We start from the raw sequence: 22,690 nt of genomic DNA on the forward strand, positions 1-22,690 counted from the left end.
TCTAGGGTTTTATGTGCGCACACAGAGGTTAACGTGCGGCCGCGCAGCTGAAGGCGTGACGGAACTCGTCCGGCATTGCCGCTGCGGAGCGTTTTCCGTGACAAAATTCGCCCGGCGTGGCCGGTTTGGGGTGCTCGCGTGACAAAATTCGCCCTGCTCGCCAAAATACGCGCATTTTGGGCCGTTTGGTGCATGCAGGGAGAGTTTTGTCCCGTTTTGGCTGCGAGCAAGCTGAGCGGGGAGAGTTTTGTCCCGCGGCCCGGTTGGAGGCCGCTGCACAACTTGTGGAGCACAGCGGTGAGATGTTGGGACTGGTCGCCGCGCCCGTGGGTGGGCAGCTCCCAGGCGTCAACACGCACGCGGATAGGTAATGAGCATGCGGATAGGTAACGAAGATTCGGGTAGCTAACGAGCATCCGGATAGGTTACGAACATCCGGATAGGTAACGAGCATGCGGATAGCTTATTAACCTATCCGGATGCGCATAACCTATCCGCGTGTGCACAACCTATCCGGATAGTGCTCAGACGGAGAGAGCTGTAGGGGCGGCAGCACGCGCACAGGGTTAGCTGCACGATCAGAAGCGGCTGCATCGCCGAAGGGGCCCGCTTTCAAAGCTCGCGGCGGTGGCGGGGCCCGGCTCCATTAATTCCGCATGCAATTCGATTGCGTGAACTTTCAACAAAGTCCAGAAACGTTGCAATTCCAACGCTGTGAATTCAATGTTTGAAATAGTTGTGAGTGAATTGCATGCGAAATTGGTGGTGGATCTGGGGATGAGGGGTGTGACGTATACGGGGTGGAGGTAGGGCCTGGCTGCAGTGCCCGTGGGCTGGCGGGGCCTGGCCGCAGCACCCGAGAGTGACGGCGATAACCACCCCAGAAAAAGTCGCACATAATTTCCGACGGTCATTTTTTGAGACCGCCCAAAAACGTTGCAATTCCAACGAGGCGATTTCAACGTTTGAACAACTTGCTGGGGAATTACGTGCGAAATTGATGGGAGAGCGGCCCGTGGAGCCACAAGCAGCCCGGCCCGGCAGGGCACATAGAGCAAAACCTTAGGAACTGGGCGGCGTCACGACCCACGGCTCGGTCGACAAGGAGCGCAGCCCCTCAATCCCCAGGGCGTCCGCGATGTCGGAGGCGCAGTGCGCCCCGGGCACTCCCAGGGAGGAACCGATAAACGACACGACGTCCTCGGTGGACCAGCCCAAGCCTCGTAGGTCTGAGAGGGTGACGGCGCCGTCGCGCTTAGCCAAGCGGGCCCCGGAGGGCGCGAGCGCGAGGGGCACGTGCGCGTACGTCGGCTCGGGCGCTCCGAGCAGGTGCGCGAGCTGCGCCTGCGCGGGCGCCTGGGAGAGCAGGTCGAAGCCGCGCACGACCTGGTCGACGCCCTGGTAGGCGTCGTCGACGACGGCCGCCAGGTTGTAGGCGGGCACGCCGTCTGCGCGGCGCACGACGAAGTGGTCGACGGGCCCGGTGTAGGAGCCGTGCAGCTCGTCGAACACCGTCCACTCGGGCGATGGCGCGGCCAGGCGCAGCGCGGGGGACCGCCCAGCGGCGGCCAGTGCCTCGCGCTTGGATGAACGCTCGTCCTCACTCAGGCGCAGGCACGTGCCCGGGTAGTGGCCGGGCGGCACGTGCGGCGCGGAGGCGGCCTCGCGGATGTCTCGGCGTGTGCAGTAGCACTCGAAGATGAGGCCGCGCGCGGCCAGCGACGCCAGGGCGGCCTCGTGCGCGTCGGCCCGCGCGGTTTGGATGAGGGGCTCGCCGTCCCAGTCGATGCCGATCGCTTCCAGGTCCTCGATCTGGCGTTGGGCGGACCCGGCGCGTTCCCGGTCGATGTCCTCGATGCGCAGGACGAAACGCCGCCCGGTCGTGCGCGCCCACGCCCACGCGAGAATCGCGGTGCGCAGGTTGCCCAGGTGGAAGTCGCCCGTGGGGGAGGGCGCGAATCGTCCGGTGTTCGTCATGCGCCCAGTGTACGAGGCTGGGGCCGCCCCCGGGATCCGCCTCCCCGTGCGTGAGGGCCGCAGGCGTACAGTGGGTGCATGGCGAGTTTTCGGGTGCCCAACTGGTTGGCGGTCTTCATGGGCGGCGTCGTGGGGACGGCGGCGCGTGCGGGCCTGGACGAGGTGGCGAAGGCCTCTCCCGTGCGCGGCCTTTTCCTGTCGTGGTCGACGCTGACGGTCAACGTGGTGGGCGCGTTCCTCCTGGGTGCACTGGCCGCGTGGGTGGCGGGGCGCCTCGCGCGCGGCGCGGGGGATCCGGCCTCGTTGAAGACTCTGAAGCTCCTGGTTGGCACGGGTTTCGCGGGCGCGTTCACGACGTACGGGACGTACATCGTCGCGTCGGTGGGCTACGTGTCGCTCAATGGCATTGTCGAGGCCGCCTCTCAGTCCCTGGGTCTCCTCGCCTTGGGCGGTGCGTGTGCCTGGGTGGGGATGCGCGTGGGGGAGCGGCTGTGCGGCCCCTCGGCGGCCTCAGCTGCCTCCTCGGCCTCTGCGACGTCCGTGAACGACGAGGAGGGCCGAGCATGAGCACAGCGACCTTCCTGTTTGTGGCCCTGGCTGGCGGCGTGGGCGCGTGCGCCCGCTTCTGGCTGGACCGAGGCGTGCAGCGCGCCCTGGACTCGTGGGGTGACCCGGCGGGGGCGAAGCTCGGCATCCTGGTGGTCAACGTGATCGGCTGCTTCCTGGCCGGTGCGGCCACTCAGCTTACTCCCGCAAGCATCATGCCGATCGTGTCGACGGGGTTCCTCGGTGGCTTCACGACGTTCTCGACCGCGCTCGTGGACGCGGTGACCCTGTGGGCGGACGGATTCCGAGGACGGAGCCTCGCTCTCGCGCTGGGCACCTGGGCGGCCTCCTGGGGCGCGGCCCTCGCGGGTATCGCTGTCGCGTGAGCGACCGGAACGCTGTTCCGGGTTTCGCGTGTTATCAGCATTGCGTGTTATCTGAGCACAGGCTTCTGTGATCTTTACTCGAAAATGTCGCATGCAATTCCCCTGCGTCTATTTCAGAATTTGAATTGTGATCGTTGGGATTGCAACGTTTTCTCGGATGCTAAGAAAAATGAGGGTACCCAAATTACCTGCGACTTTGGGAGGGACGAGGCCGGGGGTGGGATCAGGGAGGAGGAGATGCAGGGCGCTCGTGGGTATCGCGTGCGTCGGGTAGGGAGTTTTCCGCGTAACTACGGCCGCAATATGGGCTGTTCGGTGAGGGTTTAGCCACGATACGGAGTTTTGTAACAGCATTCCGAGCGCTGGCGCCGCTGGCCCTCATATGCTGATGATGCGGGCCGTGGGGCCCAGTAACGGAGAAGCATATGATTGACCTCACCGGGGTGTCCAAGGTCTACCCCGTGAAAAGCGGCGGCCAAGTCGTCGCGCTCGATGGGGTGAACCTGCACGTCGATCGCGGTTCGATCCACGGGATCGTCGGCCGTTCTGGTGCGGGTAAGTCCACGCTCATCAGGTGTCTGACGGCGCTCGAGAAGCCTACCGAGGGCCGCATCGTCGTCGACGGCCTCGACCTGTCGACACTGTCGGGTTCCGCGCTGCGCGCCGCCCGTCGCCGCATCGGCATGGTGTTCCAGGCCGCGAACCTCCTGGATGCGCGCACTGCCGCGGATAACATCGGCTACCCGCTCAAGCTCGCGGGTGTGCCCGCCGCAAAGCGTCGTCAGCGCGTCGAGGAGCTCCTGGCCCTCGTTGGCCTCGAAGGCCGAGGCGACTCCTACCCGTCTCAGCTGTCGGGTGGCCAGCGTCAGCGCGTCGGCATTGCCCGCGCCCTGGCCGATGACCCGGCCGTGCTCCTGTGTGACGAGCCGACGAGTGCGCTCGACACGGAGTCGACCGCCCAGATCCTCTCCCTGCTGCGCCACGTGCGCGACGTCGCCGGTGTCACCGTCGTCATCATTACCCACGAGATGGCCGTCGTCCGCGAGATCTGTGACTCCGTGACCCTCCTCGGCCACGGCCAGGTCCTGCAGACCGGTCCCCTCGAAGAGGTCGTGGCCGACCCCTCGACTCCGCTGGCCCGCGAACTGGTCCCCATGCCCGTTGTGGAGTCCGTCCCCGCCCCCGGGGCTACGAGCCTGGATGGCCTGACGAAGAGCACCGTCCTCCTCGACGTCGTCTTCACCTCGCACCCGGGTGTGCCCACGGGCGCCACGGTGCTGCACCTGGCCTCGTCCATGGGCGCGGACGTGACCGCGGGAACCTTCGAGTCCCTCGGCAGCGTGCAGGTGGGTCGCCTGGCCCTCACCGTCCCCGCGTACCACGCCGACAAGATCATCGAGCAGCTGCGTAAGAACAACGTTCACGCGGAAGTGAGGACCCAATGACCACCGCATACCTCGCCGCCGCGACCGCCGCGCAGGCGCTCCAGTCGACGGGCAAGGGCGACCCGACGTGGCTCGACAACCCGGCGCTGACCCAGAAGTTCGGTCCGGCGATCCTCGAGACCCTCATGATGACGGGCCTGTCCACGCTCTTCGCGGTCATCATCGGAACGCTCCTCGGCCTCCTCCTCGTGCAGACCGGCAAGGGTGGCCTCACCCCCAACAAGGGCGTGTACCAGGCCGTGTCCTTCGTCGTGAACATCGTGCGCTCCCTGCCCTTCATCATCGGCATCATCATGCTGATCCCGCTGACGAAGCTGCTCGTTGGCAAGTCCACGGGTTCGCTTGCGACCGTCGTGCCGCTCGTCATTCTCTCCGCGCCCTTCTTCGCGCGCCTCGTGGAGACGAACCTCCTGGCCGTCGACCCCGGCAAGGTCGAGGCCGCCCAGATGATGGGTGCCTCCAACCGGCAGATCCGTTGGGGCGTCCTCATTCGCGAGGCCATGCCCGCCCTTATCCAGTCGATCACGACGCTGGCGATCACCCTGATCGGCTACTCCGCGATGGCGGGCGCCGTCGGCGGCGGAGGCCTGGGCCAGATGGCCATCAACTACGGCTACAACCGCTGGCAGGACGACGTCATGATTTCGACCGTCGTCGCCATCATCGTCATCGTGCAGATCATTCAGCTGATCGGCGACCTCCTTTCGCGCCTGGTTGACCACCGCGCGCGCTGACAGACCACGGTCGGGCCGCCGGCCTCGACTATCCGTCCCATCCAGTACACAGAAGAAAAGAGAACCACCATGCGTCATCGCTTCCTCGCAGCCATCGGCCTGGCGGCCGTCGCCTCCCTGGGCCTGGCGGCCTGCGGCGGCTCCGGCTCCTCCTCGGATGCGTCCGGCTCCGGCTCCTCCTCGGACGTCGTGACCCTGACCGTGGGCGCGACCCCCTCGCCCCACGCGAAGATCCTCACCTACATCAACGACAACCTGGCCGAGGCCGAGGGCATCAAGCTGAACATCGTTGAGTACACCGACTACGTCCAGCCCAACACCGCGCTGAACGACGGCGACCTGGACGCCAACTTCTACCAGACCGTCCCCTACCTGGAGAACGCGGAGAAGCAGTTCGGCTACGACTTCGAGGCCGGCGAGGGCATCCACCTCGAGCCCCTCGGCGTGTTCTCCAACAAGCACAAGTCCCTCGATGAGCTGCCCGACGGTGGCACGATCGGCATCATCTCCGACACGGCTAACCAGTCGCGTGCGCTCAAGCTCCTGGCCACGCAGGGCCTCGTCTCGATCCCCGAGGGCGACGGTGACGTCAACATCAACACCGTCACCAAGCTGAAGAACTTCGACTTCCGTGAGGTTGAGGGCCCGCAGCTGGTCCGCTCGCTCGATGACTTCGACTACGCGGTCATCAACGGCAACTTCGCCCAGGAGGGCGGCAAGTCCATCTCCGGCGACGCGCTCGTCGTCGAGTCCCCCGTGGACAACCCGGCCGTGAACGTCCTCGTGTGGAAGAAGGACACCAAGAAGGCTGACGCGATCGCCAAGCTCGAGAAGCTCCTGCACTCCGATCAGGTGAAGCAGTACATCGAGCAGACCTGGTCGGATGGCTCGGTCATTCCGGCGTTCTGATTGACTCTGATTGACGAGGCCGGGGCGCGCAGGCGCCGAGGCTGACGGAACGCGGGGCCGAAAGGCTCGCAGAGATAACGGGTGGCCCCCGGAACCCATGGGTTCCGGGGGCCACCCGTATGTCCGCGTGAGCGGCGATCAGTTGGTGCGAGACTCGAGCGGGAACTCGGCGTCCGGCTCGTGCGTGATGCGGTTGCGCATGTCGCGGCGGAAGACTTCGATGACCCACAGCCAGATGATGTGGCCGAAGAACTCCGAGAAGTGCTCTGCGAAGGGCTGGTTCCAGGGCGCCGGGACGGTGCCCATCAGCGGCATGAGGACGACGTGGAAGGCCACGTAGACGAAGATACCGAAGGCGGCACCCTGCCAGAGCTTGATCTGCGGGAAGCGCTCGGCGAGCACGCAGTAGATGATCGCGAAGGCGATCGAGAACGAGAAGTGGACGATGAAGGAGATCCAGGGGAGTCCTTCGTTACCGTTGAAGGTGTAGGACAGGTGCGTGACGCTCTCCGGGACGCCCAGCTGCTGGAGCAGCTCCTGGGGCGGGTTGGTGGCGTTGCGCTCGGGCGTGCGCGGAGGCAGCGGCACCTCCCAGCCGAACTTGACGATAGCGGAGACGATGCCGCCGAGAACACCTGCGATTGCTGCGACGCCGTAGCGGCGGCGCTTGGGATTGGTCTGAATCAGTGCCATAGGACAAGCATGAGACGCTCACGTGGCATTTTCGAGGCTGACGAACTCTTAGCGGTTAAGGTCACATAAGGCTGTCATCAGGGAAAATAGGCTACAAATAGCCAAGACGGTTAGTTTATATGTTGATTAATAAGTAAATACGAGGGGTGGTGGCGGGACCTGGGTACCGCCACCACCCCTTGCGTGGCGTTAGCTGCGTCGCATCCCTCGGCGCGGTGACGCGTCAGGGGTGCGCGCCTCGTCAGTCGATGATGCCGTACAGGCGGTCGCCCGCGTCACCCAGGCCGGGGACGATGTAGGACTTCTCGTTGAGGTGATCGTCGACAGTGGCGACGACGACGTTCACGTCGGCGCGGTCGCCGATCGCCTCCTCAAGCGTCTTGATGCCCTCGGGCGCAGCCAGGATACACACGCAGGTGACGTCCTTCGCGCCGCGCTCGAAGAGGTAGTTGGTGGCGGCGACCATGGTGTGGCCGGTGGCCAGCATGGGGTCGAGAATGAAGCACTGGCGGCCCGACAGGTCTTCCGGCAGGCGGTTCGCGTAGGTCTCGATCTCGAGGGTGTCCTCGTCGCGGCGCATGCCCAGGAAGCCGACCTCGGCCGTGGGCAGCATGCGGGTCATGCCCTCGAGCATGCCCAGGCCTGCGCGCAGGACGGGCACGACGATCGGGCGGGGCTCGGAGAGCTTGAGGCCAACCGTGGGGGCAACGGGGGTCTCAATGGGGGTCTCGGTGACGGCCACCTCGCGGGTCGCCTCGTAGGCGAGCAGGGTGACCAGTTCGTCTACGAGCTGGCGGAACGTCGCCGACGGCGTTTCGCGATCGCGCAGAACGGTGAGCTTGTGGGTGATCAGGGGGTGATTGGCAACGTGGAGGCGCATGGTTATAGGCTACCTTGTTCGCCCGCGAGTGTGCACCCTGGTGCGCCGGGGACGAGGCCGTGGCGGGTTCTCTGCTCGGTGCGCCTTTCGGTTGGTCGGGCATCGCGTCCGGATGTGGACGATGTCAAACTCACGAGTCACATGAAGCTCACAAGCCACTGTGGACTCCAACTACCCCAACACTGATTTGGCCGGTAAGCTAGTAGGGTGACCGTGAATGAGCAGTACCGCGAAGCAATGGGCAAGGCCCTCTTCCTGGCCAACCGCGCCCGCGAGACGGGAGATGTCCCCGTCGGGGCCGTCGTCGTCGACGAAAACGGCCGGATCATCGGCCGCGGGTGGAACTGCCGCGAGGCGCACCACGATCCCGCAGGTCACGCCGAAATCGTTGCGCTGCGTGAGGCTGGCCGCGCCAGGGGAACCTGGCGCCTGACGGGCTGCACGCTCGTCGTCACCCTCGAGCCCTGCACGATGTGTGCGGGCGCTATTCTCGCCTCCCGCGTTGATCGCGTCGTCTTCGGCGCGTGGGACCCGAAGGCAGGCGCGGCGGGTTCCCTGCGCGACGTCCTGCGCGACGCCCGGATGCCCCACCCGACCGAGGTTATTGGCGGAGTCCTCGCCCAAGAGGCCGCCATGCAGCTGCGTTCCTTCTTCCTCGGTTGCCGCAGCGCTGACGAAATGCCCGTCGTCCAGGCGCCCGTCCACGAGCCCGACGACATCCCCGCGCCCCTCGTCGTCCCCTACGAGGAGGATGAGGCACCCACGTCGGCGCGCGCACACGAACAGGCGAGCGAGAAGGCTCCTCGCCATGAGGGGGTCCCCGCTCAGCTCGTAACACCCGAAGCGCCCGTCGCGCCCGTCGTCCCCGCTCCCCCGGTCGTGGCTGAGGCCCCGGTGGCCCCCTCCCACTCCGTCCATACGCCCAGCCGTCACCGTGGCACGCAGGCCTCGCCCCTGCCTCGTCGAGCGGGCCGCCCCTTCTCCGAGCGCGTCTCCGGCAACGCCGACGACCCCGCCGACATTCCCGCCGACGAAAGCGTCGCGCCCGCGCCGCAGACCCCACCCTCGCAGCCGCCCTACCGCAGTGCCGCCCCGGTCATGCCGGCCGTGTCACCCGACACGACGCGCGGCCCCATCACGCGCTCCGTCCCCCGCATCCGCCCCGTCCACGTGCGCCCCACCGCGACCGTGCCCGAGGGGCTCTACACGCCCGCTCAGCCGGGCCGCCCGCTCGTCCAACCGCTGCGTGAGAGCGCTCCCCGGCCTCCGGCCCCCACGCCCGCGCCAGTAGCGGATGAGCCGATCCCCGCGCCGCCCGTGTTCCCCCAGCGCGCCCAAAAACGCACGAGTGAGCGCCCGCAGCGGCCCCTCCCGCAGGCCTTCGAGCCCGAACCCGCGCGCCGCGTCGACTACGAGCTGTCCCCGCGCCAGTTCAACGACGTCGACCCCATCACCTCCGGGATTCGCGTGCGCCGCTCCGGGCGTCGCCGCGGCAACGCGCGCCACTGACATGATCCCCGCACGCGTCATCACGGTCTCCGACCGCTGCTCCGCCGGCGTCGCCGAGGACCTCTCTGGCCCCCTCGCCGCGCGTCTTCTCGCAGAGCACGACATCGAGGCGTCGGTCGAGATCGTCCCCGACGAGGTCGATGCCATCCGCGCTGCGATCACCGCGGCCGTGGAGGACGGGGCCCGTTTCGTCTTCACGACCGGAGGCACCGGCCTCGCCCCCCGCGACGTCACCCCCGAGGCGACCGAGCCGCTCCTCGTGACGCGCATCGACGGCCTCGCCGACGCGATTCGGCGCCGCGGCGAAGAAAAGGTTGCATCCGCCGCCCTCTCGCGAGGCCTCGTCGGCGTGACCGCGCGTTCGCCCGAGGGCGCCCTCGTCGTCAACGCTCCCGGCTCGCGTGGCGGCGTCACCGACACCGTGGCCGTCATCGGCCCGCTCGTCGCCCACATCATCGACCAGCTCGCGGGCGGCGACCACCCGCGCGCGTAACGGCCTCTGCTGAGACGACCAGGCCGCCCGGCACGTGTGTGCTGCGGGCGGCCTCCTCGTACAGCGGCGGCGTCAGTCCTGCGGGTCCTCCGGGCGCACCCAGTCGCCGCTGCGACCACCCGACTTCGCCACGATCTTCGCCTCGCGGATGCGGGCGGAGCGATCCACGCCCTTGACCATGTCCACGATCGCCAGCGCCGCGACCGTCACCGAGGTCAGCGCCTCCATCTCCACGCCCGTGCGGTCAGCCGTGCGCACGGTCGCGCGAATCGCCACGTGGTCCTCCTCCAGGCTCAGGTCCACCGCGCAGCCGTGCACGCCGATCGTGTGTGCCAGGGGTAGCAGCTCGGGGACGCGCTTCGCCGCGGAAATACCGGCCACGCGGGCCACCGCCAGCACGTCGCCCTTCGGGACAGTGCCGTCGCGCAGGGCCTGCATGACCTCGGGCGAGCAATCCACGCGACACACGGCGCTCGCCTGGCGCACGGTCGGGGTCTTCGCCGTCACGTCCACCATGTAGGCGGCGCCGTCCTCGTTCAGATGTGTAAACTTCACGGTTTTCCTCTCGTTATATGTCACTAGCGGGGTCAGCCCACGAGCGGGACGACCGCCAGCTCCTGGCCGACCTCAACCTGCTCAACGTCCGGTAAGACCACGCCGATCGCCTCCGCATTCGCCAGCGAAGCCACCAGGTGCGACTTCGACCCCAGGGGGTGCACCGGCTCCACCCAGCGGGCCCCGGCCTCGTCTCCCTCTCCGGAAATGAAACGAAGCGGAATGAACTGCATCTTTCCAGACGGGGAGTCCCACCCGGTGTGAGCGCGGGCGAGGACGCCGCTCGGGGCGGTCGCGCCGCGCTCGGGAGCGACGAGGCCCGACATGACCGCCAGCACGCCCGCAACGTACATGTGGAACGTCGTAAAAACCGACACCGGGTTACCGGGCAGGCAGATGACCGGCGTCTCGCGGCCGCCCGGGCCCACCGGCGTGGACCCCACGCCCTGCGGGCCGCCCGGCTGCTGGGCGACGTGATGGAAGCCCGCGTCAGTGCCGAGGGTCAGACGCACGACCTCGTATGCGCCCGCCGAAATGCCGCCTGCGGTCAGCACCAGGTCGGCCTCCGGGGCTTCGTTGAGGGCCTGGCGCAGCTCCGCCGGGGTGTCTCCCGTACGCAGGTGGGCGACGACGCGTCCGCCGGCCTCCTCGACGAGGCCGCGCAGCAGGATGCCGTTCGAATCGGGAATCTGGCCGCGCTCGAGAGCCTCACCGGCCTGCTTCAGTTCCGTGCCCGTCGACACAACGATGACGCGCGGTCGGGGCAGGACCGTCAGGGTGCCGTGCCCGACCGAGGCAGCGGCCGACAGGGCCGTCCCATCCAGGACGCGTCCCGCCTCCAGGACCGGGGAACCCACCGCGAGGGCCTCGCCGGCAACGCGCACGTTCTCGCCCAGCTTCGGGGCGACGCGGATCTCCACCGTCTCGGGCGCCTGCGCGATGCCCGCCGCGTGGTCCGTGTCCTCGACTTTCACGACAGTGTCGGCACCAGCCGGGATGGGGGCGCCCGTCATGATGCGCCACGCCTGCCCCTTCTCAAGGCGATTCTCGCGGGTGTCGCCCGCCGGAATATCACCGGCGACGGGCAGTGTCCACGGTCCCTCGCCCTCCAGGTCCTCGCGACGCACCGCAAACCCGTCCATCGCGGAATTCGTGAACGGTGGCAGTGGGATCAACGAGCTGATGTCGACGGCCAGGCGGCGACCCAGGCACTCCTCGACGGGAAGCGTCTCGTGGGGGAGAACGTGGCTGAGTGCCAGTGCCTCAATCAGCTCGCGATGCTGCGCAGTAGACAGGGTGGGATCGTGCATGTGTCCAGTGTAGGGCCAGGTGGCGTGGGGGAGGCGTGCGGGGATGTTTGCTTTGCGCGCGATGGATGAGGAGTGGGCTGGGTTGGGTGGTTGCAGCTCGTTTCAACGGCCTGGATATGGGAGGCTGGGGGATTTGCGCCATCCAAGGGCTCGACACGCCGGCGACACGCCGTGACGGGGCTTCTAATGCTGCCAAACCCCCACGTGCGCCTTCGTGGGTGACGCGTCGGGCGCAATATCCTGAGTCTGTGCCGTGTGGAGGGATGGTGGCTGCATAATTCTCGCTTGACCACGCTGATTGGGCTCCGGTGCCTGTCTCGTTTCTCTCAACGACGAGGCCGGGGCCGCATGATGCCGTTCGGGCTCGGTTTTTCGAGGGGCGAACACAGGGCAAATCGCGGTAGGGTTGCGCCATGTCTGTCGAGTTCGTTTCCGCCTCTCAGGCGGCAGATGCGGTGGCGTGTGACGCGCCGCTGCGGCTCGTCGACACCTTCGGGCGCGTCGCCCGAGACCTGCGCGTCTCGCTCACCGACCGCTGCAACCTGCGCTGCTCCTACTGCATGCCCCCCGAAGGCCTGGACTGGCTGCCCACCGAGGACACTCTGACAGATGACGAGGTCGTGCGCCTCATTCGTATCGGTGTGGACATGCTGGGGATCCGCCAGGTGCGCTTCACGGGAGGTGAGCCGCTCCTGCGCCGAGGCCTCGAGGGGATCATCACCGAGTGCTCCCACCTGCGCACCGACGAGGGGAAGCCGCTCGACCTGGCTCTGACGACGAATGCGCTGGGCCTGGCCAAGCGCGCCCAGGGCCTGAAGGATGCGGGCCTGAATCGCGTCAACATTTCGCTCGATTCTTTGGATCCCGAGCATTTCGCGGCGATCACCCGCCGCGACCGCCTCGCTGACGTCCTCGAGGGGATCGAGGCTGCCGCCCGCGCGGGCTTGAGTCCCATCAAGGTCAACACCCTCGTGCTGCGCGGCATGAACGAGGCCGACCTGCCCGACCTGGTCGACTACTGCCTGGACCGAGGCATTGAGCTGCGCGTCATCGAGCAGATGCCGATCGGCCCGGCGGACACCTGGGATCGGCAGAACATCATGACGGCCGACGAGATCCTGCACATTATGGGGACCCGCCACACGCTGACTCCCGCGCCGCGCGAGGATCCGCACTCGCCGGCGGGACGCTGGATCGTCGACGGTGATCCGAGCAAGAGGCTCGGCGTCATCGCCTCCGTGTCTGACCCGTTCTGCAATGCCTGCGACCGCACGCGCCTCACGTCTGACGGCATGGTGCGTTCCTGCCTGTTTTCCACCGAGGAGACATCGCTGCGCGACCTGCTGCGTGGAGGTGGAGACGACGCCCAGATTGCGGCCCGATGGGCCGATGCGATGTGGACGAAGCCGGCCGCGCACGGCCTCAATCTCGACGCTTTTGCGCGCCCGTCGCGCACGATGAGTCGTATTGGTGGGTAACCTCCCTTAAATTCCGTAATGCCGGTGTTTTCTAACGGCGGTCAATTGTGGTCTTGTTGTCCGCCGTATCTTGCCTTGTAGGAGGACTTTTCCCAACGTTTCCAAGGGTGATGTACGTCCCAATGAGTTCGTGTGGGTTACGTCATTTCCATTGGTAGCCTCCGTGTTAAAGAATGTCCGGCGTGCGCCCGCGCCCGGACGCCCTTCAGACACGAGGAGAGCCATGAGCGCGACCGAACCCGCGGCCAAGAAGAGCCGCTACCTGCTCACTGACTGGAACCCCAACGACGAGTCCAAGTGGGACTCGAAGCTCGCGTGGCGCACGCTGTGGATCACGACCTACTCGCTGATCCTCGCCTTCTGCGTGTGGTTCCTGCCCAGCGCCATCGCGCCGAAGCTGACGCTTCTTGGCTTCGATCTGAACAAGTCGCAGCTGTACTGGCTCACCGCTCTGCCTGGCCTCGCGGCCGGCATCCTGCGCCTCATCTACATGTTCCTGCCCCCGCTCATCGGCACCCGCAAGCTCGTGGGTATCACCTCCCTGCTGTGCATCCTGCCCATGGCCGGCTGGTTCTACGTCGTCCAGGACAACACAACCCCCTACTGGGTCCTGCTGACCCTGGCCTTCATGTGTGGCATCGGCGGCGGCTCGTTCTCCGGCTACATGCCCTCCACCGGCTACTTCTTCCCCAAGCGCCTCTCCGGCACGGCCCTCGGCCTGCAGGGCGGCATCGGTAACCTCGGTATGTCCGTCATCCAGCTGGTCGGCCCCATCCTCATGGGCTTTGGCCTCTTCGGCATGACCTGGCTGGCTCCGCAGACGCAGGCCAGTGGCGACCACGCGGGTGAGAGCATCTGGGTCTACAACGCTGCGGTCTTCTTCATTCCGTGGTGCCTCGTCGCCGCGATCCTCGCCTTTATCTGGCTGCGCGACGTGCCCGTCAAGGCCAACATCAAGCAGCAGCTGGACATCTTCTCCAACCCCAACACCTGGTACATGACCATCCTCTACGTCATGACCTTCGGTCTGTTCTCCGGCTTCTCCGCCGTCTTCGCTCTCCTCATTAACAATCAGTTCGGTGGTGACTCCACCCTCGGCCTGAGTGTCAAGGGCGCGACCTTCGCCTTCCTCGGTCCTCTCATCGGCTCGATCATCCGCATGTCCTGGGGCATCTTCTGCGACCGCATGGGCGGCGCCATCTGGACCTTCATCTCCGGCGTCGGCATGGCGATCACCCTGGGCGGCATCGCCTGGGTCCTGTACAACCCCACCGGTTGGACCGACTTCTACATCTTCATGGCGCTCATGCTCACCATGTTCCTGTTCTCCGGCTTCGGCAACGCCGGCACCTTCAAGCAGATGCCGATGATCATGCCGGCCCGCCAGGCCGGCGGCGCCATCGGCTTCACCTCCGCCATCGCATCCCTCGGCCCCTTCCTCGTCGGCGTCGCCCTCTCTGCGGTCGGCACTGGCGGTGCATGGGCCTTCTTCCTGGGCTGCGCCATCTTCTGCGCCCTGTGCTCGGTCCTGTGCTGGATCATGTACGCGCGCAAGAACGCCCCGTTCCCCGGCTGATCCACCCGGCACTGCGTGGTGCCAGCGGACCTGCCACTGCCTCGTCAATCGACTCTTAGGAGCACCCCATGACGAATCTCGAATCCGATATGACCTTCCCGACCTACGGCGGCGAGGTTAAGCCCGCGACCGGCGCGACCCTGTTCGCGCTCGGCTCGTGGCTGCGTCGCGGCAAGGCCTCCGCCGACGCGCGCCAGCTCTTCCTTGAGGGCGGCCGCGAAGGCGACTCCTTCTACCGCGACCGCTGGAGCTACGACAAGATCGTGCGCTCCACCCATGGCGTGAACTGCACGGGCTCGTGCTCGTGGAAGATCTACGTCAAGGACGGCGTCATTACCTGGGAAACCCAGCAGACTGACTACCCGTCAACCGGCGCGGACATGCCCGAGTACGAGCCCCGCGGCTGCCCGCGTGGCGCGGCGTTCTCGTGGTACGAGTACTCGCCGACCCGTATCAAGTACCCCTACGTGCGCGGCGTCCTGCTCGACATGTTCCGCGAGGCCAAGAAGCGCCTCGGCGATCCCGTCGACGCGTGGGCCGCGGTCGTCGAGGACCCGGAGAAGGCGCGCGCCTACAAGTCGCAGCGTGGCCGCGGCGGCATGGTCCGCGTGTCGTGGGAAGAGGCGATGGAGATCGTCGCCGCCGCCTACGTGCACACGATCAAGCAGTACGGCCCGGACCGCATCGCCGGCTTCTCGGTGATCCCCGCCATGTCGATGATCTCCTACGGTGCGGGCTCCCGCTTCCACGAGCTCATCGGCGCCACGATGCTGTCCTTCTACGACTGGTACGCGGACCTGCCTCCAGCCTCGCCTCAGGTGTTCGGCGACCAGACCGACGTGCCCGAGGCCGGCGACTGGTTCAACTCGCAGTACCTCATCATGTGGGGCACCAACCTGCCGCTGACCCGTACCCCCGACGCCCACTTCATGGCCGAGGCCCGCTACCACGGCCAGAAGGTCGTCGTCGTGTCCCCGGACTTCGCGGACAACACGAAGTTCGCGGACGACTGGTTGCGCGTCCAGCCCGGCACGGACGGTGCCCTGGCCCAGGCCATGGGTCACGTCATCCTCAAGGAATTCCACGTCGGCAAGCGCGAGCCCATGTTCCTCGATTACATGAAGCGCTACACCGACGGTCCGTTCCTCGTGGAGATCGGCGAGGTCGGCGACGGTGCCCACGAGGGCATCGCCCCGACGACGCTGGTCCCCGGCAAGTTCCTCACGGCCGCCAAGATGCCCGAGGGCACGACCGAGCGCACCGAGAACAACGAGTTCCGTCCCCTCGTCATCGAGGCCGACGGCACGGTCAAGGACCCGGGCGGCACGCTCGCCGATCGCTTCGGCGAGGAGGGCGCAGGCCACTGGAACCTCAACCTCGACGGCGTCGAGCCGGTCCTGTCCATCATGGACACGAACGAGTGGGGGGGCGTCGAGATCGCCCTGCCGCGCTTCGATCTGCCGGCAGCTGACGGTCAGGCCTCGGTCGGCGGCGGCTACGTCCTGCGTGGCGTGCCCGCGCGCCGCGTGAACGGCCGCCTCGTGACGACCGTGTTCGACATCATGCTGGCCCACTACGCGGTTGAGCGCGAGGGCCTGCCGGGCCAGTGGCCCACCGACTACATGGACGCCTCCACGCCGGGCACCCCCGCGTGGCAGGAGGAGTTCACCTCGGTTCCCGCCGGAGCCGCCATCAAGATCGGTCGCGAGTTCGCGCAGAACGCGGTCGAAACCAAGGGCCGTTCCATGATCCTCATGGGCGCCGGCACGAACCACTACTACCACTCCGACCAGATGTACCGGACGTTCCTGGCGCTCACGGAAATGTGTGGCACCCAGGGCCGCAACGGCGGCGGCTGGGCCCACTACGTGGGTCAGGAGAAGGTCCGCCCGATCATGGGCTGGGGCTCCTTCACCTTCGCCCTGGACTGGGCGCGCCCGCCGCGTCAGATGATCTCCACCGGCTGGTACTACATGACCACCGACCAGTGGCGCTACGACGGGGCCCCGGCCTCGGCGATGGCGAACCCGATCAAGTCCTCGCACCTGGACGGCAAGCAGCTGGTCGACACGCTCGTCGAGTCGGTTCAGCGCGGCTGGATGCCCTGCTACCCGACGTTCTCCAAGGGTTCGACCCAGCTGGGTCGCGAGGCCGCCGAGGCGGGCATGGCTCCGGCGCAGTACGTGTCCCAGGAGCTGCGTGAGGGCCGCCTCCAGTTCGCGATCGAGGACCCGGACGCCCACCACAACGTCCCGAAGATCCTCGCGAACTGGCGCACGAACCTGCTCGGCTCGTCCGCGAAGGGCACCGAGTTCTTCCTGCGTCACATGCTGGGCACCGGCAACGAGGTCAACGCGCAGGAGCTGCCCGAGGGCTCCCGTCCCGCGACCGTCAACTGGCGTGACGCTCACCCCGGCAAGCTCGACCTCATGTGGGTCGCGGACTTCCGTAACACCTCGACGACGCTGCACTCCGACGTCGTGCTGCCGGCCGCCACGTGGTACGAGAAGCACGACCTGTCCTCCACGGACATGCACCCCTTCATGCACTGCTTCGACGAGGCCGTGAACCCGCCGTGGGAGGCGCGCACCGACTTCGAGGTGTTCCAGACGCTGGCACACCTCGTGGGACGCATGGCCGCCGACCACCTGGGAACGCAGACGGACGTCGTCGCCGTCCCGCTGGGTCACGACTCCCCGGACGCCATGACCATGGCGAGCGGCGTCGTCCCCGAGCAGACGTGGACGCCCGGCAAGACCATGCCGAAGCTCGTTCCGATCGAGCGCGACTACACGCAGGTCGGCTACAAGTTCGACCGCATGGGTCCGCTCCTGGAAAAGGCTGGCCTGGCCGCCAAGGGCGTTGCGTTCAACGTCCAGGAGGCCTTCGAGGAGCTCGGCGACCTCAACGGCCGCGCCCCCATGGACGGCAACGCCGGCGAGGGTGCGCCCCTGTGCGACACCGCGATCAAGGCGGCGAACATGGCGCTGCGCTTCTCGGGCACCACGAACGGCTCGCTGGCCGTTCAGGGCTTCCGCACGCTGGAAAAGCGCGTCGGCAACGAGATGGCGTTCCTGGCTGAGGGTGACGAGGAAAAGAAGATCACCTACCAGGACACCGTCCTGCAGCCGCGGTCCGTCATCACCAGCCCCGAGTGGTCGGGCTCCGAGCACGGCGGGCGCCGCTACAGCGCCTTCGTGCAGAACGTCGAGTGCCGCAAGCCGTGGCACACGCTCACGGGTCGCCCGCAGTTCTACATCGACCACGACTGGATGATGGACATGGGCGAGTCCCTGCCGATCTTCCGTCCCCCGCTCGACCTGGCGCACATCTACGGTGAGCGCCCCGTCGGCGACCATCGTCCCGGTCAGCCGGGTCAGGCCGAGGTCGCGGTGCGCTACCTGACGGTCCACAACAAGTGGGCCATCCACTCCCAGTACTACGACAACCCGTACATGCTGACGCTGGGTCGTGGTGGCCAGACGGTGTGGATGAGCCCGCAGGACGCCGAGAAGATCGGCGTGCGCGACAACGAGTGGATCGAGGCGAAGAACCGTAACGGTACCGTGTCGGCTCGCGCTGTTGTCTCCCACCGCATCCCGGAGGGCACGGTGTTCATGCACCACGCCCAGGATCGCCAGATCAACACCCCGCTGAACGAGGAATCCGGCAAGCGCGGCGGCACGCACAACTCGCTGACACGAATCTTTATTAAGCCGACCCACCTGGCCGGCGGATACGCGCAGTTCGCCTACGCGTTCAACTACTACGGTCCCACCGGCAATAACCGCGACGAGGTCACGGTTATCCGCCGCCGCTCCCAGGAGGTGCAGTTCTGATGAAGGTCATGGCTCAGATCGCGATGGTGATGAACCTCGACAAGTGCATCGGCTGCCACACCTGTTCCGTCACCTGTAAGCAGGTGTGGACGAACCGTGAGGGCACCGAGTACATCTGGTTCAACAACGTCGAAACCCGTCCCGGCGTGGGCTACCCCCGCGGCTGGGAGGACCAGAAGAAGTGGAAGGGCGGCTGGAAGCGTACCGCCACGGGCCGCCTCGTTCCCCGTCAGGGCGGACGCGTCGCCTCGCTCGCGAAGATCTTCGCGAACCCGACGCAGCCGACCATGAAGGACTACTACGAGCCGTGGACCTACGAGTACGACAAGCTGCTCCAGGCACCCGCGAACTCCCGTGCGATCCCGACGGCCCGCGCGAAGTCCACGATCACGGGCGAGCACATCGACAAGCCCGAGTGGGGCCCGAACTGGGACGATGACCTGGGCGGCTCCATGGAGACCCTGGATCAGGACCCGGTCCTGCACCAGATGAACCTCCAGGTCGCCAAGACCATCGAGGACGCGTACATGTTCTACCTGCCTCGCATCTGCGAGCACTGCCTGAACCCGACCTGCGTGTCGGCGTGCCCCTCGGGCGCGATGTACAAGCGCACCGAGGACGGCATCGTCCTCGTTGACCAGGATCAGTGCCGCGGCTGGCGCATGTGCGTGTCGGCCTGCCCCTACAAGAAGGTCTACTTCAACCACAACACGGGCAAGGCCGAGAAGTGCACGCTGTGCTACCCGCGCCTCGAGGTCGGCCAGCCGACCATCTGCTCGGAGACTTGCGTGGGGCGCCTGCGCTACCTGGGCGTGTTGCTCTACGACGCGGACCGCGTCACCTGGGCCGCGTCCCAGGAGGACGAGCGCGACCTCTACCGCGCCCAGCGCGAGATCCTGCTCGACCCGAACGACCCGCAGGTGGTCGCCCAGGCTCAGGCCAACGGCGTTCCCCACTCGTGGATTAAGGCCGCCCAGGAGTCCCCGATCTGGAAGCTCATCACCGAGTACGAGGTCGCCCTGCCGCTGCACCCCGAGTTCCGTACCCTGCCGATGGTCTGGTACGTGCCGCCGCTCTCCCCGGTTGTCGACCAGGTGACCGCGTCCGGCAGCGACGGCGAGGACCACAAGGTCCTGCTGTCCGCCATCTCGCAGATGCGCATTCCGCTGGAGTACCTGGCCGGCCTGTTCACGGCCGGAGACACGGCTCCCGTCGAGCTGGCGCTGCGTCGCCTCGCCGCGATGCGCTCCTACATGCGCGACGTCTTCGTCGACAACCCGACGAACGAGGAAATCCCGGCCTCCGTGGGCATGACCCCGGAGAAGGTCAAGGAGATGTACCGACTGCTGTCGATCGCCAAGTACGACGACCGCTTCGTCATCCCGACCGCCCACCCCGAGATGCCTCGTGGCATCAAGGAACTCGAGGGCTGCCCGGTGTCCTACGACGTCGAGGCCTTCCACGGCCTGGCCCCCGCCACGTCGAACCGCCCGATGGGTGGCTCGTCGCCGGAGGGACGCCAGATGCTCCCCCTTGAGGTCGTTCGATGAGTACTTTCGTCGGCATTCCGCGCATTCCTACGGCCGCTCCGGACACGGAGATGGATCCGCAGGACGCGCGCGGCGTGCGCATGGCGGTCTCGGTTCTCCTGGACTACCCGGGGGACGACTTCGAGACCAAGCTGAACGCCGTCGAGGAGGCTCTGGCGGACCTGCCGGAGCCGGCCTCGTCGGCCCTGGCCTCGTTCGTGAGCTACGCTCGCGCCGCGGGCCTGCGCGCCATGCAGACCACCTACGTGGAGACGTTCGACCAGCGCCGCCGCTGCGCGCTCGGCCTGACGTACTACACGCACGGCGACACCCGTGGACGCGGCCAGGCAATCCTGGCGTTCAAAGAGGTGCTGCGCCGCGCCGGCTTCGAGATGGACCGCGAGGAGCTGCCCGATCACCTGCCGGTGGTCTTGGAGTTCGCGGCCTTCGACGAGACGGGTACGGCCGAGGGCCTGCTGCGCTCGAACCGCGAGGGCATCGAGGTGATCCGCACGGCGCTGCGCGCCGCGGACTCCCCGTACGCGCCGCTGCTGGATGCGCTGGTCGCGACGCTGCCCGAGCCGGACGAAAAGACCATTGAGGGCTTCCGTAAGCTCATTAGCCAGGGGCCGCCCACCGAGCTGGTGGGCGTGGGCGATCTGTCTGCCACGCCCTTCCCGACTTCCGAAACAACGATGGGACGGTAACGTTCATGGAATCCGCACTTTTGCATGCCGCGTCTGCAGCCGAGACGCAGTCGCTGTCCTTCCTGGACATTGCCCTGTGGGTGGTCCTGCCCTACGTGTCCTTCGCGATCCTCATCGTGGGCCTCGCGTGGCGCTACAAGACGGACCAGTACGGCTGGACGTCTCGTTCCTCGCAGTGGAATGAGCCGACCATCCTGCGTTGGGCGTCGCCGCTGTTCCACTTCGGTGTCCTCTTCGTGTTCATGGGCCACATCCTCGGCCTCGTGATCCCGAAGACGTGGACCGAGGCGGCCGGCGTGCCTCAGCACGTCTACCACCTGATGGCGACGATCCCCGGCACGATCGCTGGAATCATGACGATCGTTGGCCTCGCGCTGCTGATCTACCGTCGAGCGGTGGTCAAGTCGGTGCGCGTGGCGACGACCCGCATGGACATCGTCACCTACGTGATGCTGGCGATCCCGGTACTCCTGGGCGGGGCTGCGACCCTGCTCAACCAGGTGCTCGGCGGTCACGAGGGCTACGACTACCGCGAGACGATCTCCGTGTGGTTCCGCTCGATCTTCACGCTGCACCCGCAGGCGCACCTGATGGTCGACGTGCCGCTGAGCTTCAAGCTGCACATCATCGCGGGCCTGCTGCTGTTCTGCATCTGGCCGTTCACCCGCCTCGTGCACGCGGTGAGCGCGCCGGTCGGCTACGTGGCGCGTCCCCCGGTGATCTACCGGTCGCGCGACGAGCGCCGCACGCACGAGATGACGCGCGGCGGCATGTCTGACTGATCGATGGTCGGCGCCCGCGCCGCGGTCCTGCCGAAGGGGCGAGGCCGTGGCCGGGTGATCGGCGGGACCGGGGGCGGGCGAGAGCTCGCCCCCGAGTCTTTATCGTGGGGTGCGTGGTGTCACCTGCGCGAATAGAGGCGTCGACCCCGCGTAATGAGACCACTCGGTGGTATTGGCCGTGCGGAGCGGCTTGTATGCTGGGTAGAATAAAGAGCACTTTGTAAGTAACGTAACAGGTTTAATGCCGTTTGGTGATGCTCGTCATGTGCATTTCCGCTGATTATGAGGGAGAGAGGACTATTGATGAATGACACCTCCCGTTCTCGGCCCCTGGCTGAAACACTCGCCGCGATGGCTGCCCTGACACCCGCGCAGCACGCTCTCCTGGAGCGCATTTCGCACCATGCGAGCCCCGTCACTGTCGCAGAACTGGCCCAGGAGGCCGGCTTGCACGTGTCGAGCGTGCGCGAGACCCTCGAGGGCCTGTTTGCGCTCGGCCTGGTCGAGAAGCAGCAGCTTCCTTCCTCGGGGCGAGGTCGTCCCGCGCTCGGCTATTCGACGACGACTCCGGCGGACCCGTCGTTTGCCGCCCAGATGCTCCACCAGCTGACGTCGTCTCTGCTGGCCTGGTTGCGTGCGGATGCGGCAGATCCTGCCGCGTCTGTGCGTGAGATTGGCTCGCGTTGGGCCGATGCCGCGCTCATGACGATGGAGGTTCCGGATCATAGCCACGCGCCGAGTCGTCGTCCGGTGCGCGACACCTTCAATATTGCGGCTCACCTGGGCAAGGTGCGCCTGTTCATGAATGCGATGGGCTTCGCGTCGATCCCTCATGACACCGACCCGATGGCGGTCGTGCTGACGGCGTGCCCCTTTACCGAGCCCGGCGCGCCGGATGATCTGGCGCTGGAGCTTCGCAGCGGCATCGTCGAGCGCGTGTTCGAGCGTACGGCGACCGGATTTGCCACGTGGTCACTTGATGTCGATCCGATGGATCCGCTGCGTATGACGATCTACATTCGTTCGCTGAATGAGGCAAACCCGAAGCCCCTGTCGACGACGCTGCACTTCTTCGGTGGCGCCGCTGAGGCTGCCGGTGGTTACGTCCGCGAAGTGCCCTCCTCTGAGACGCCGGAAACGCTCGGTGAGCTCCTTGAACAGCTGAGCGCGGAGAGCCCCGAGCTGGCCCGTATCCTGAGTGTGTCGAGCTACCTGGTGAACGAGCGCTCGGCCCGCCCGGATAGCGAGCTCGCGCCGGGTGCACGCGTCGACGTGCTGCCCCCCTTCGCCGGTGGGTGAGATTTACTAGTCATTTGTGTGGGGCGGTCAGGGTTGTGAGACA

19 protein-coding genes are annotated in these 22,690 nt (G+C 66.7%); 14 read left to right on the forward strand and 5 right to left on the reverse strand.

The window, feature by feature from the left end; all coding sequences use genetic code 11:
* Window positions 1–1,062: 1,062 nt before the first annotated feature.
* Window positions 1,063–1,977, reverse strand: coding sequence for a tRNA glutamyl-Q(34) synthetase GluQRS (gluQRS, locus tag QP415_RS06760; RefSeq protein ID WP_285099507.1), 915 nt, complete (start codon window positions 1,975–1,977; stop codon window positions 1,063–1,065).
* Between the two features lie 78 nt (window positions 1,978–2,055).
* Here gluQRS and QP415_RS06765 point away from each other — a divergent pair, with 78 nt between their 5' ends.
* The 5 genes from QP415_RS06765 (at window position 2,056) to QP415_RS06785 (ending at window position 5,997) form a co-directional block, all read left to right on the forward strand.
* Entirely contained in the window at window positions 2,056–2,544 is a 489-nt protein-coding gene (locus QP415_RS06765; protein ID WP_285099508.1) for a fluoride efflux transporter FluC, read from the forward strand.
* On the forward strand, window positions 2,541–2,909 hold the full coding sequence (locus tag QP415_RS06770; protein ID WP_016460839.1) for a fluoride efflux transporter FluC: 369 nt from the start codon (window positions 2,541–2,543) through the stop codon (window positions 2,907–2,909). The genes QP415_RS06765 and QP415_RS06770 overlap by 4 nt, the downstream gene beginning before the upstream one ends.
* A 425-nt stretch (window positions 2,910–3,334) precedes the next feature.
* The gene (locus QP415_RS06775) at window positions 3,335–4,354 is read left to right on the forward strand and encodes a methionine ABC transporter ATP-binding protein (protein WP_285099509.1); all 1,020 of its coding nucleotides are present in this window, start codon (window positions 3,335–3,337) and stop codon (window positions 4,352–4,354) included.
* Window positions 4,351–5,088, forward strand: a complete 738-nt coding sequence (locus QP415_RS06780) for a methionine ABC transporter permease (protein ID WP_048677120.1) — start codon at window positions 4,351–4,353, stop codon at window positions 5,086–5,088. Before QP415_RS06775 ends, QP415_RS06780 begins: the two co-directional genes overlap by 4 nt.
* A 69-nt stretch (window positions 5,089–5,157) precedes the next feature.
* Complete coding sequence (locus tag QP415_RS06785; RefSeq protein ID WP_016460842.1) at window positions 5,158–5,997, forward strand: MetQ/NlpA family ABC transporter substrate-binding protein; 840 nt, start codon at window positions 5,158–5,160, stop codon at window positions 5,995–5,997.
* Between the two features lie 138 nt (window positions 5,998–6,135).
* Here QP415_RS06785 and QP415_RS06790 read toward each other — a convergent pair whose 3' ends face one another.
* Window positions 6,136–6,690: a YagU family protein gene (locus QP415_RS06790; RefSeq protein ID WP_016460843.1), complete on the reverse strand. Its 555-nt coding sequence runs from the start codon at window positions 6,688–6,690 to the stop codon at window positions 6,136–6,138.
* Between the two features lie 241 nt (window positions 6,691–6,931).
* On the reverse strand, window positions 6,932–7,570 hold the full coding sequence (gene upp, locus QP415_RS06795; RefSeq protein WP_285099510.1) for a uracil phosphoribosyltransferase: 639 nt from the start codon (window positions 7,568–7,570) through the stop codon (window positions 6,932–6,934).
* Window positions 7,571–7,777: 207 nt separating this feature from the next.
* Between upp and tadA the strand changes: the two genes are divergently transcribed.
* Window positions 7,778–9,079 (forward strand): tRNA adenosine(34) deaminase TadA, encoded by a 1,302-nt coding sequence (gene tadA / locus QP415_RS06800; protein ID WP_285099511.1) that lies wholly within the window; start codon window positions 7,778–7,780, stop codon window positions 9,077–9,079.
* Between the two features lies 1 nt (window position 9,080).
* Window positions 9,081–9,572, forward strand: a complete 492-nt coding sequence (locus tag QP415_RS06805) for a MogA/MoaB family molybdenum cofactor biosynthesis protein (protein WP_285099512.1) — start codon at window positions 9,081–9,083, stop codon at window positions 9,570–9,572.
* A 72-nt stretch (window positions 9,573–9,644) separates the two neighbouring features.
* On the opposite strand, the gene moaC is transcribed toward QP415_RS06805, so the two are convergent.
* Together moaC and QP415_RS06815 are read right to left on the reverse strand one after the other, a co-directional pair.
* Complete coding sequence (gene moaC, locus QP415_RS06810) at window positions 9,645–10,127, reverse strand: cyclic pyranopterin monophosphate synthase MoaC (RefSeq protein WP_016460847.1); 483 nt, start codon at window positions 10,125–10,127, stop codon at window positions 9,645–9,647.
* A 32-nt stretch (window positions 10,128–10,159) separates the two neighbouring features.
* Window positions 10,160–11,437, reverse strand: coding sequence for a molybdopterin molybdotransferase MoeA (locus QP415_RS06815; protein WP_285099513.1), 1,278 nt, complete (start codon window positions 11,435–11,437; stop codon window positions 10,160–10,162).
* A 413-nt stretch (window positions 11,438–11,850) separates the two neighbouring features.
* Between QP415_RS06815 and moaA the strand changes: the two genes are divergently transcribed.
* The 7 genes from moaA (at window position 11,851) to QP415_RS06850 (ending at window position 22,647) form a co-directional block, all read left to right on the forward strand.
* Entirely contained in the window at window positions 11,851–12,915 is a 1,065-nt protein-coding gene (gene moaA / locus QP415_RS06820) for a GTP 3',8-cyclase MoaA (RefSeq protein ID WP_048676185.1), read from the forward strand.
* 223 nt (window positions 12,916–13,138) lie between these two features.
* The gene (locus tag QP415_RS06825) at window positions 13,139–14,491 is read left to right on the forward strand and encodes a nitrate/nitrite transporter (protein ID WP_285099514.1); all 1,353 of its coding nucleotides are present in this window, start codon (window positions 13,139–13,141) and stop codon (window positions 14,489–14,491) included.
* Between the two features lie 68 nt (window positions 14,492–14,559).
* A complete protein-coding gene (locus QP415_RS06830; RefSeq protein WP_285099515.1) occupies window positions 14,560–18,330 on the forward strand; it encodes a nitrate reductase subunit alpha in 3,771 nt (1,256 codons plus the stop codon).
* The gene (narH, locus tag QP415_RS06835) at window positions 18,330–19,880 is read left to right on the forward strand and encodes a nitrate reductase subunit beta (protein ID WP_285099516.1); all 1,551 of its coding nucleotides are present in this window, start codon (window positions 18,330–18,332) and stop codon (window positions 19,878–19,880) included. The genes QP415_RS06830 and narH overlap by 1 nt, the downstream gene beginning before the upstream one ends.
* On the forward strand, window positions 19,877–20,566 hold the full coding sequence (narJ, locus tag QP415_RS06840; RefSeq protein WP_285099517.1) for a nitrate reductase molybdenum cofactor assembly chaperone: 690 nt from the start codon (window positions 19,877–19,879) through the stop codon (window positions 20,564–20,566). The genes narH and narJ overlap by 4 nt, the downstream gene beginning before the upstream one ends.
* A gap of 5 nt (window positions 20,567–20,571) precedes the next feature.
* Window positions 20,572–21,348 (forward strand): respiratory nitrate reductase subunit gamma, encoded by a 777-nt coding sequence (gene narI, locus QP415_RS06845; protein WP_285099518.1) that lies wholly within the window; start codon window positions 20,572–20,574, stop codon window positions 21,346–21,348.
* A gap of 303 nt (window positions 21,349–21,651) precedes the next feature.
* Entirely contained in the window at window positions 21,652–22,647 is a 996-nt protein-coding gene (locus QP415_RS06850) for a MoaD/ThiS family protein (RefSeq protein WP_285099519.1), read from the forward strand.
* Window positions 22,648–22,690 lie beyond the last annotated feature (43 nt).

The sequence above is a fragment of the Pauljensenia sp. UMB3104 genome (assembly GCF_030217285.1).
Taxonomy (GTDB): domain Bacteria; phylum Actinomycetota; class Actinomycetes; order Actinomycetales; family Actinomycetaceae; genus Pauljensenia.

Bases quoted from the DNA above. Each gene is read 5' to 3' on its own strand.
- QP415_RS06815 (WP_285099513.1), bottom strand. From the start codon at position 11,437: ATGCACGATCCCACCCTGTCTACTGCGCAGCATCGCGAGCTGATTGAG.
- QP415_RS06825 (WP_285099514.1), top strand. From the start codon at position 13,139: ATGAGCGCGACCGAACCCGCGGCCAAGAAGAGCCGCTACCTGCTCACT.
- gluQRS (WP_285099507.1), bottom strand. From the start codon at position 1,977: ATGACGAACACCGGACGATTCGCGCCCTCCCCCACGGGCGACTTCCAC.
- narI (WP_285099518.1), top strand. From the start codon at position 20,572: ATGGAATCCGCACTTTTGCATGCCGCGTCTGCAGCCGAGACGCAGTCG.
- QP415_RS06790 (WP_016460843.1), bottom strand. From the start codon at position 6,690: ATGGCACTGATTCAGACCAATCCCAAGCGCCGCCGCTACGGCGTCGCA.
- narJ (WP_285099517.1), top strand. From the start codon at position 19,877: ATGAGTACTTTCGTCGGCATTCCGCGCATTCCTACGGCCGCTCCGGAC.
- QP415_RS06805 (WP_285099512.1), top strand. From the start codon at position 9,081: ATGATCCCCGCACGCGTCATCACGGTCTCCGACCGCTGCTCCGCCGGC.
- upp (WP_285099510.1), bottom strand. From the start codon at position 7,570: ATGCGCCTCCACGTTGCCAATCACCCCCTGATCACCCACAAGCTCACC.
- QP415_RS06850 (WP_285099519.1), top strand. From the start codon at position 21,652: ATGAATGACACCTCCCGTTCTCGGCCCCTGGCTGAAACACTCGCCGCG.
- QP415_RS06765 (WP_285099508.1), top strand. From the start codon at position 2,056: ATGGCGAGTTTTCGGGTGCCCAACTGGTTGGCGGTCTTCATGGGCGGC.
- QP415_RS06785 (WP_016460842.1), top strand. From the start codon at position 5,158: ATGCGTCATCGCTTCCTCGCAGCCATCGGCCTGGCGGCCGTCGCCTCC.
- QP415_RS06830 (WP_285099515.1), top strand. From the start codon at position 14,560: ATGACGAATCTCGAATCCGATATGACCTTCCCGACCTACGGCGGCGAG.
- QP415_RS06775 (WP_285099509.1), top strand. From the start codon at position 3,335: ATGATTGACCTCACCGGGGTGTCCAAGGTCTACCCCGTGAAAAGCGGC.
- moaA (WP_048676185.1), top strand. From the start codon at position 11,851: ATGTCTGTCGAGTTCGTTTCCGCCTCTCAGGCGGCAGATGCGGTGGCG.
- QP415_RS06780 (WP_048677120.1), top strand. From the start codon at position 4,351: ATGACCACCGCATACCTCGCCGCCGCGACCGCCGCGCAGGCGCTCCAG.
- QP415_RS06770 (WP_016460839.1), top strand. From the start codon at position 2,541: ATGAGCACAGCGACCTTCCTGTTTGTGGCCCTGGCTGGCGGCGTGGGC.
- narH (WP_285099516.1), top strand. From the start codon at position 18,330: ATGAAGGTCATGGCTCAGATCGCGATGGTGATGAACCTCGACAAGTGC.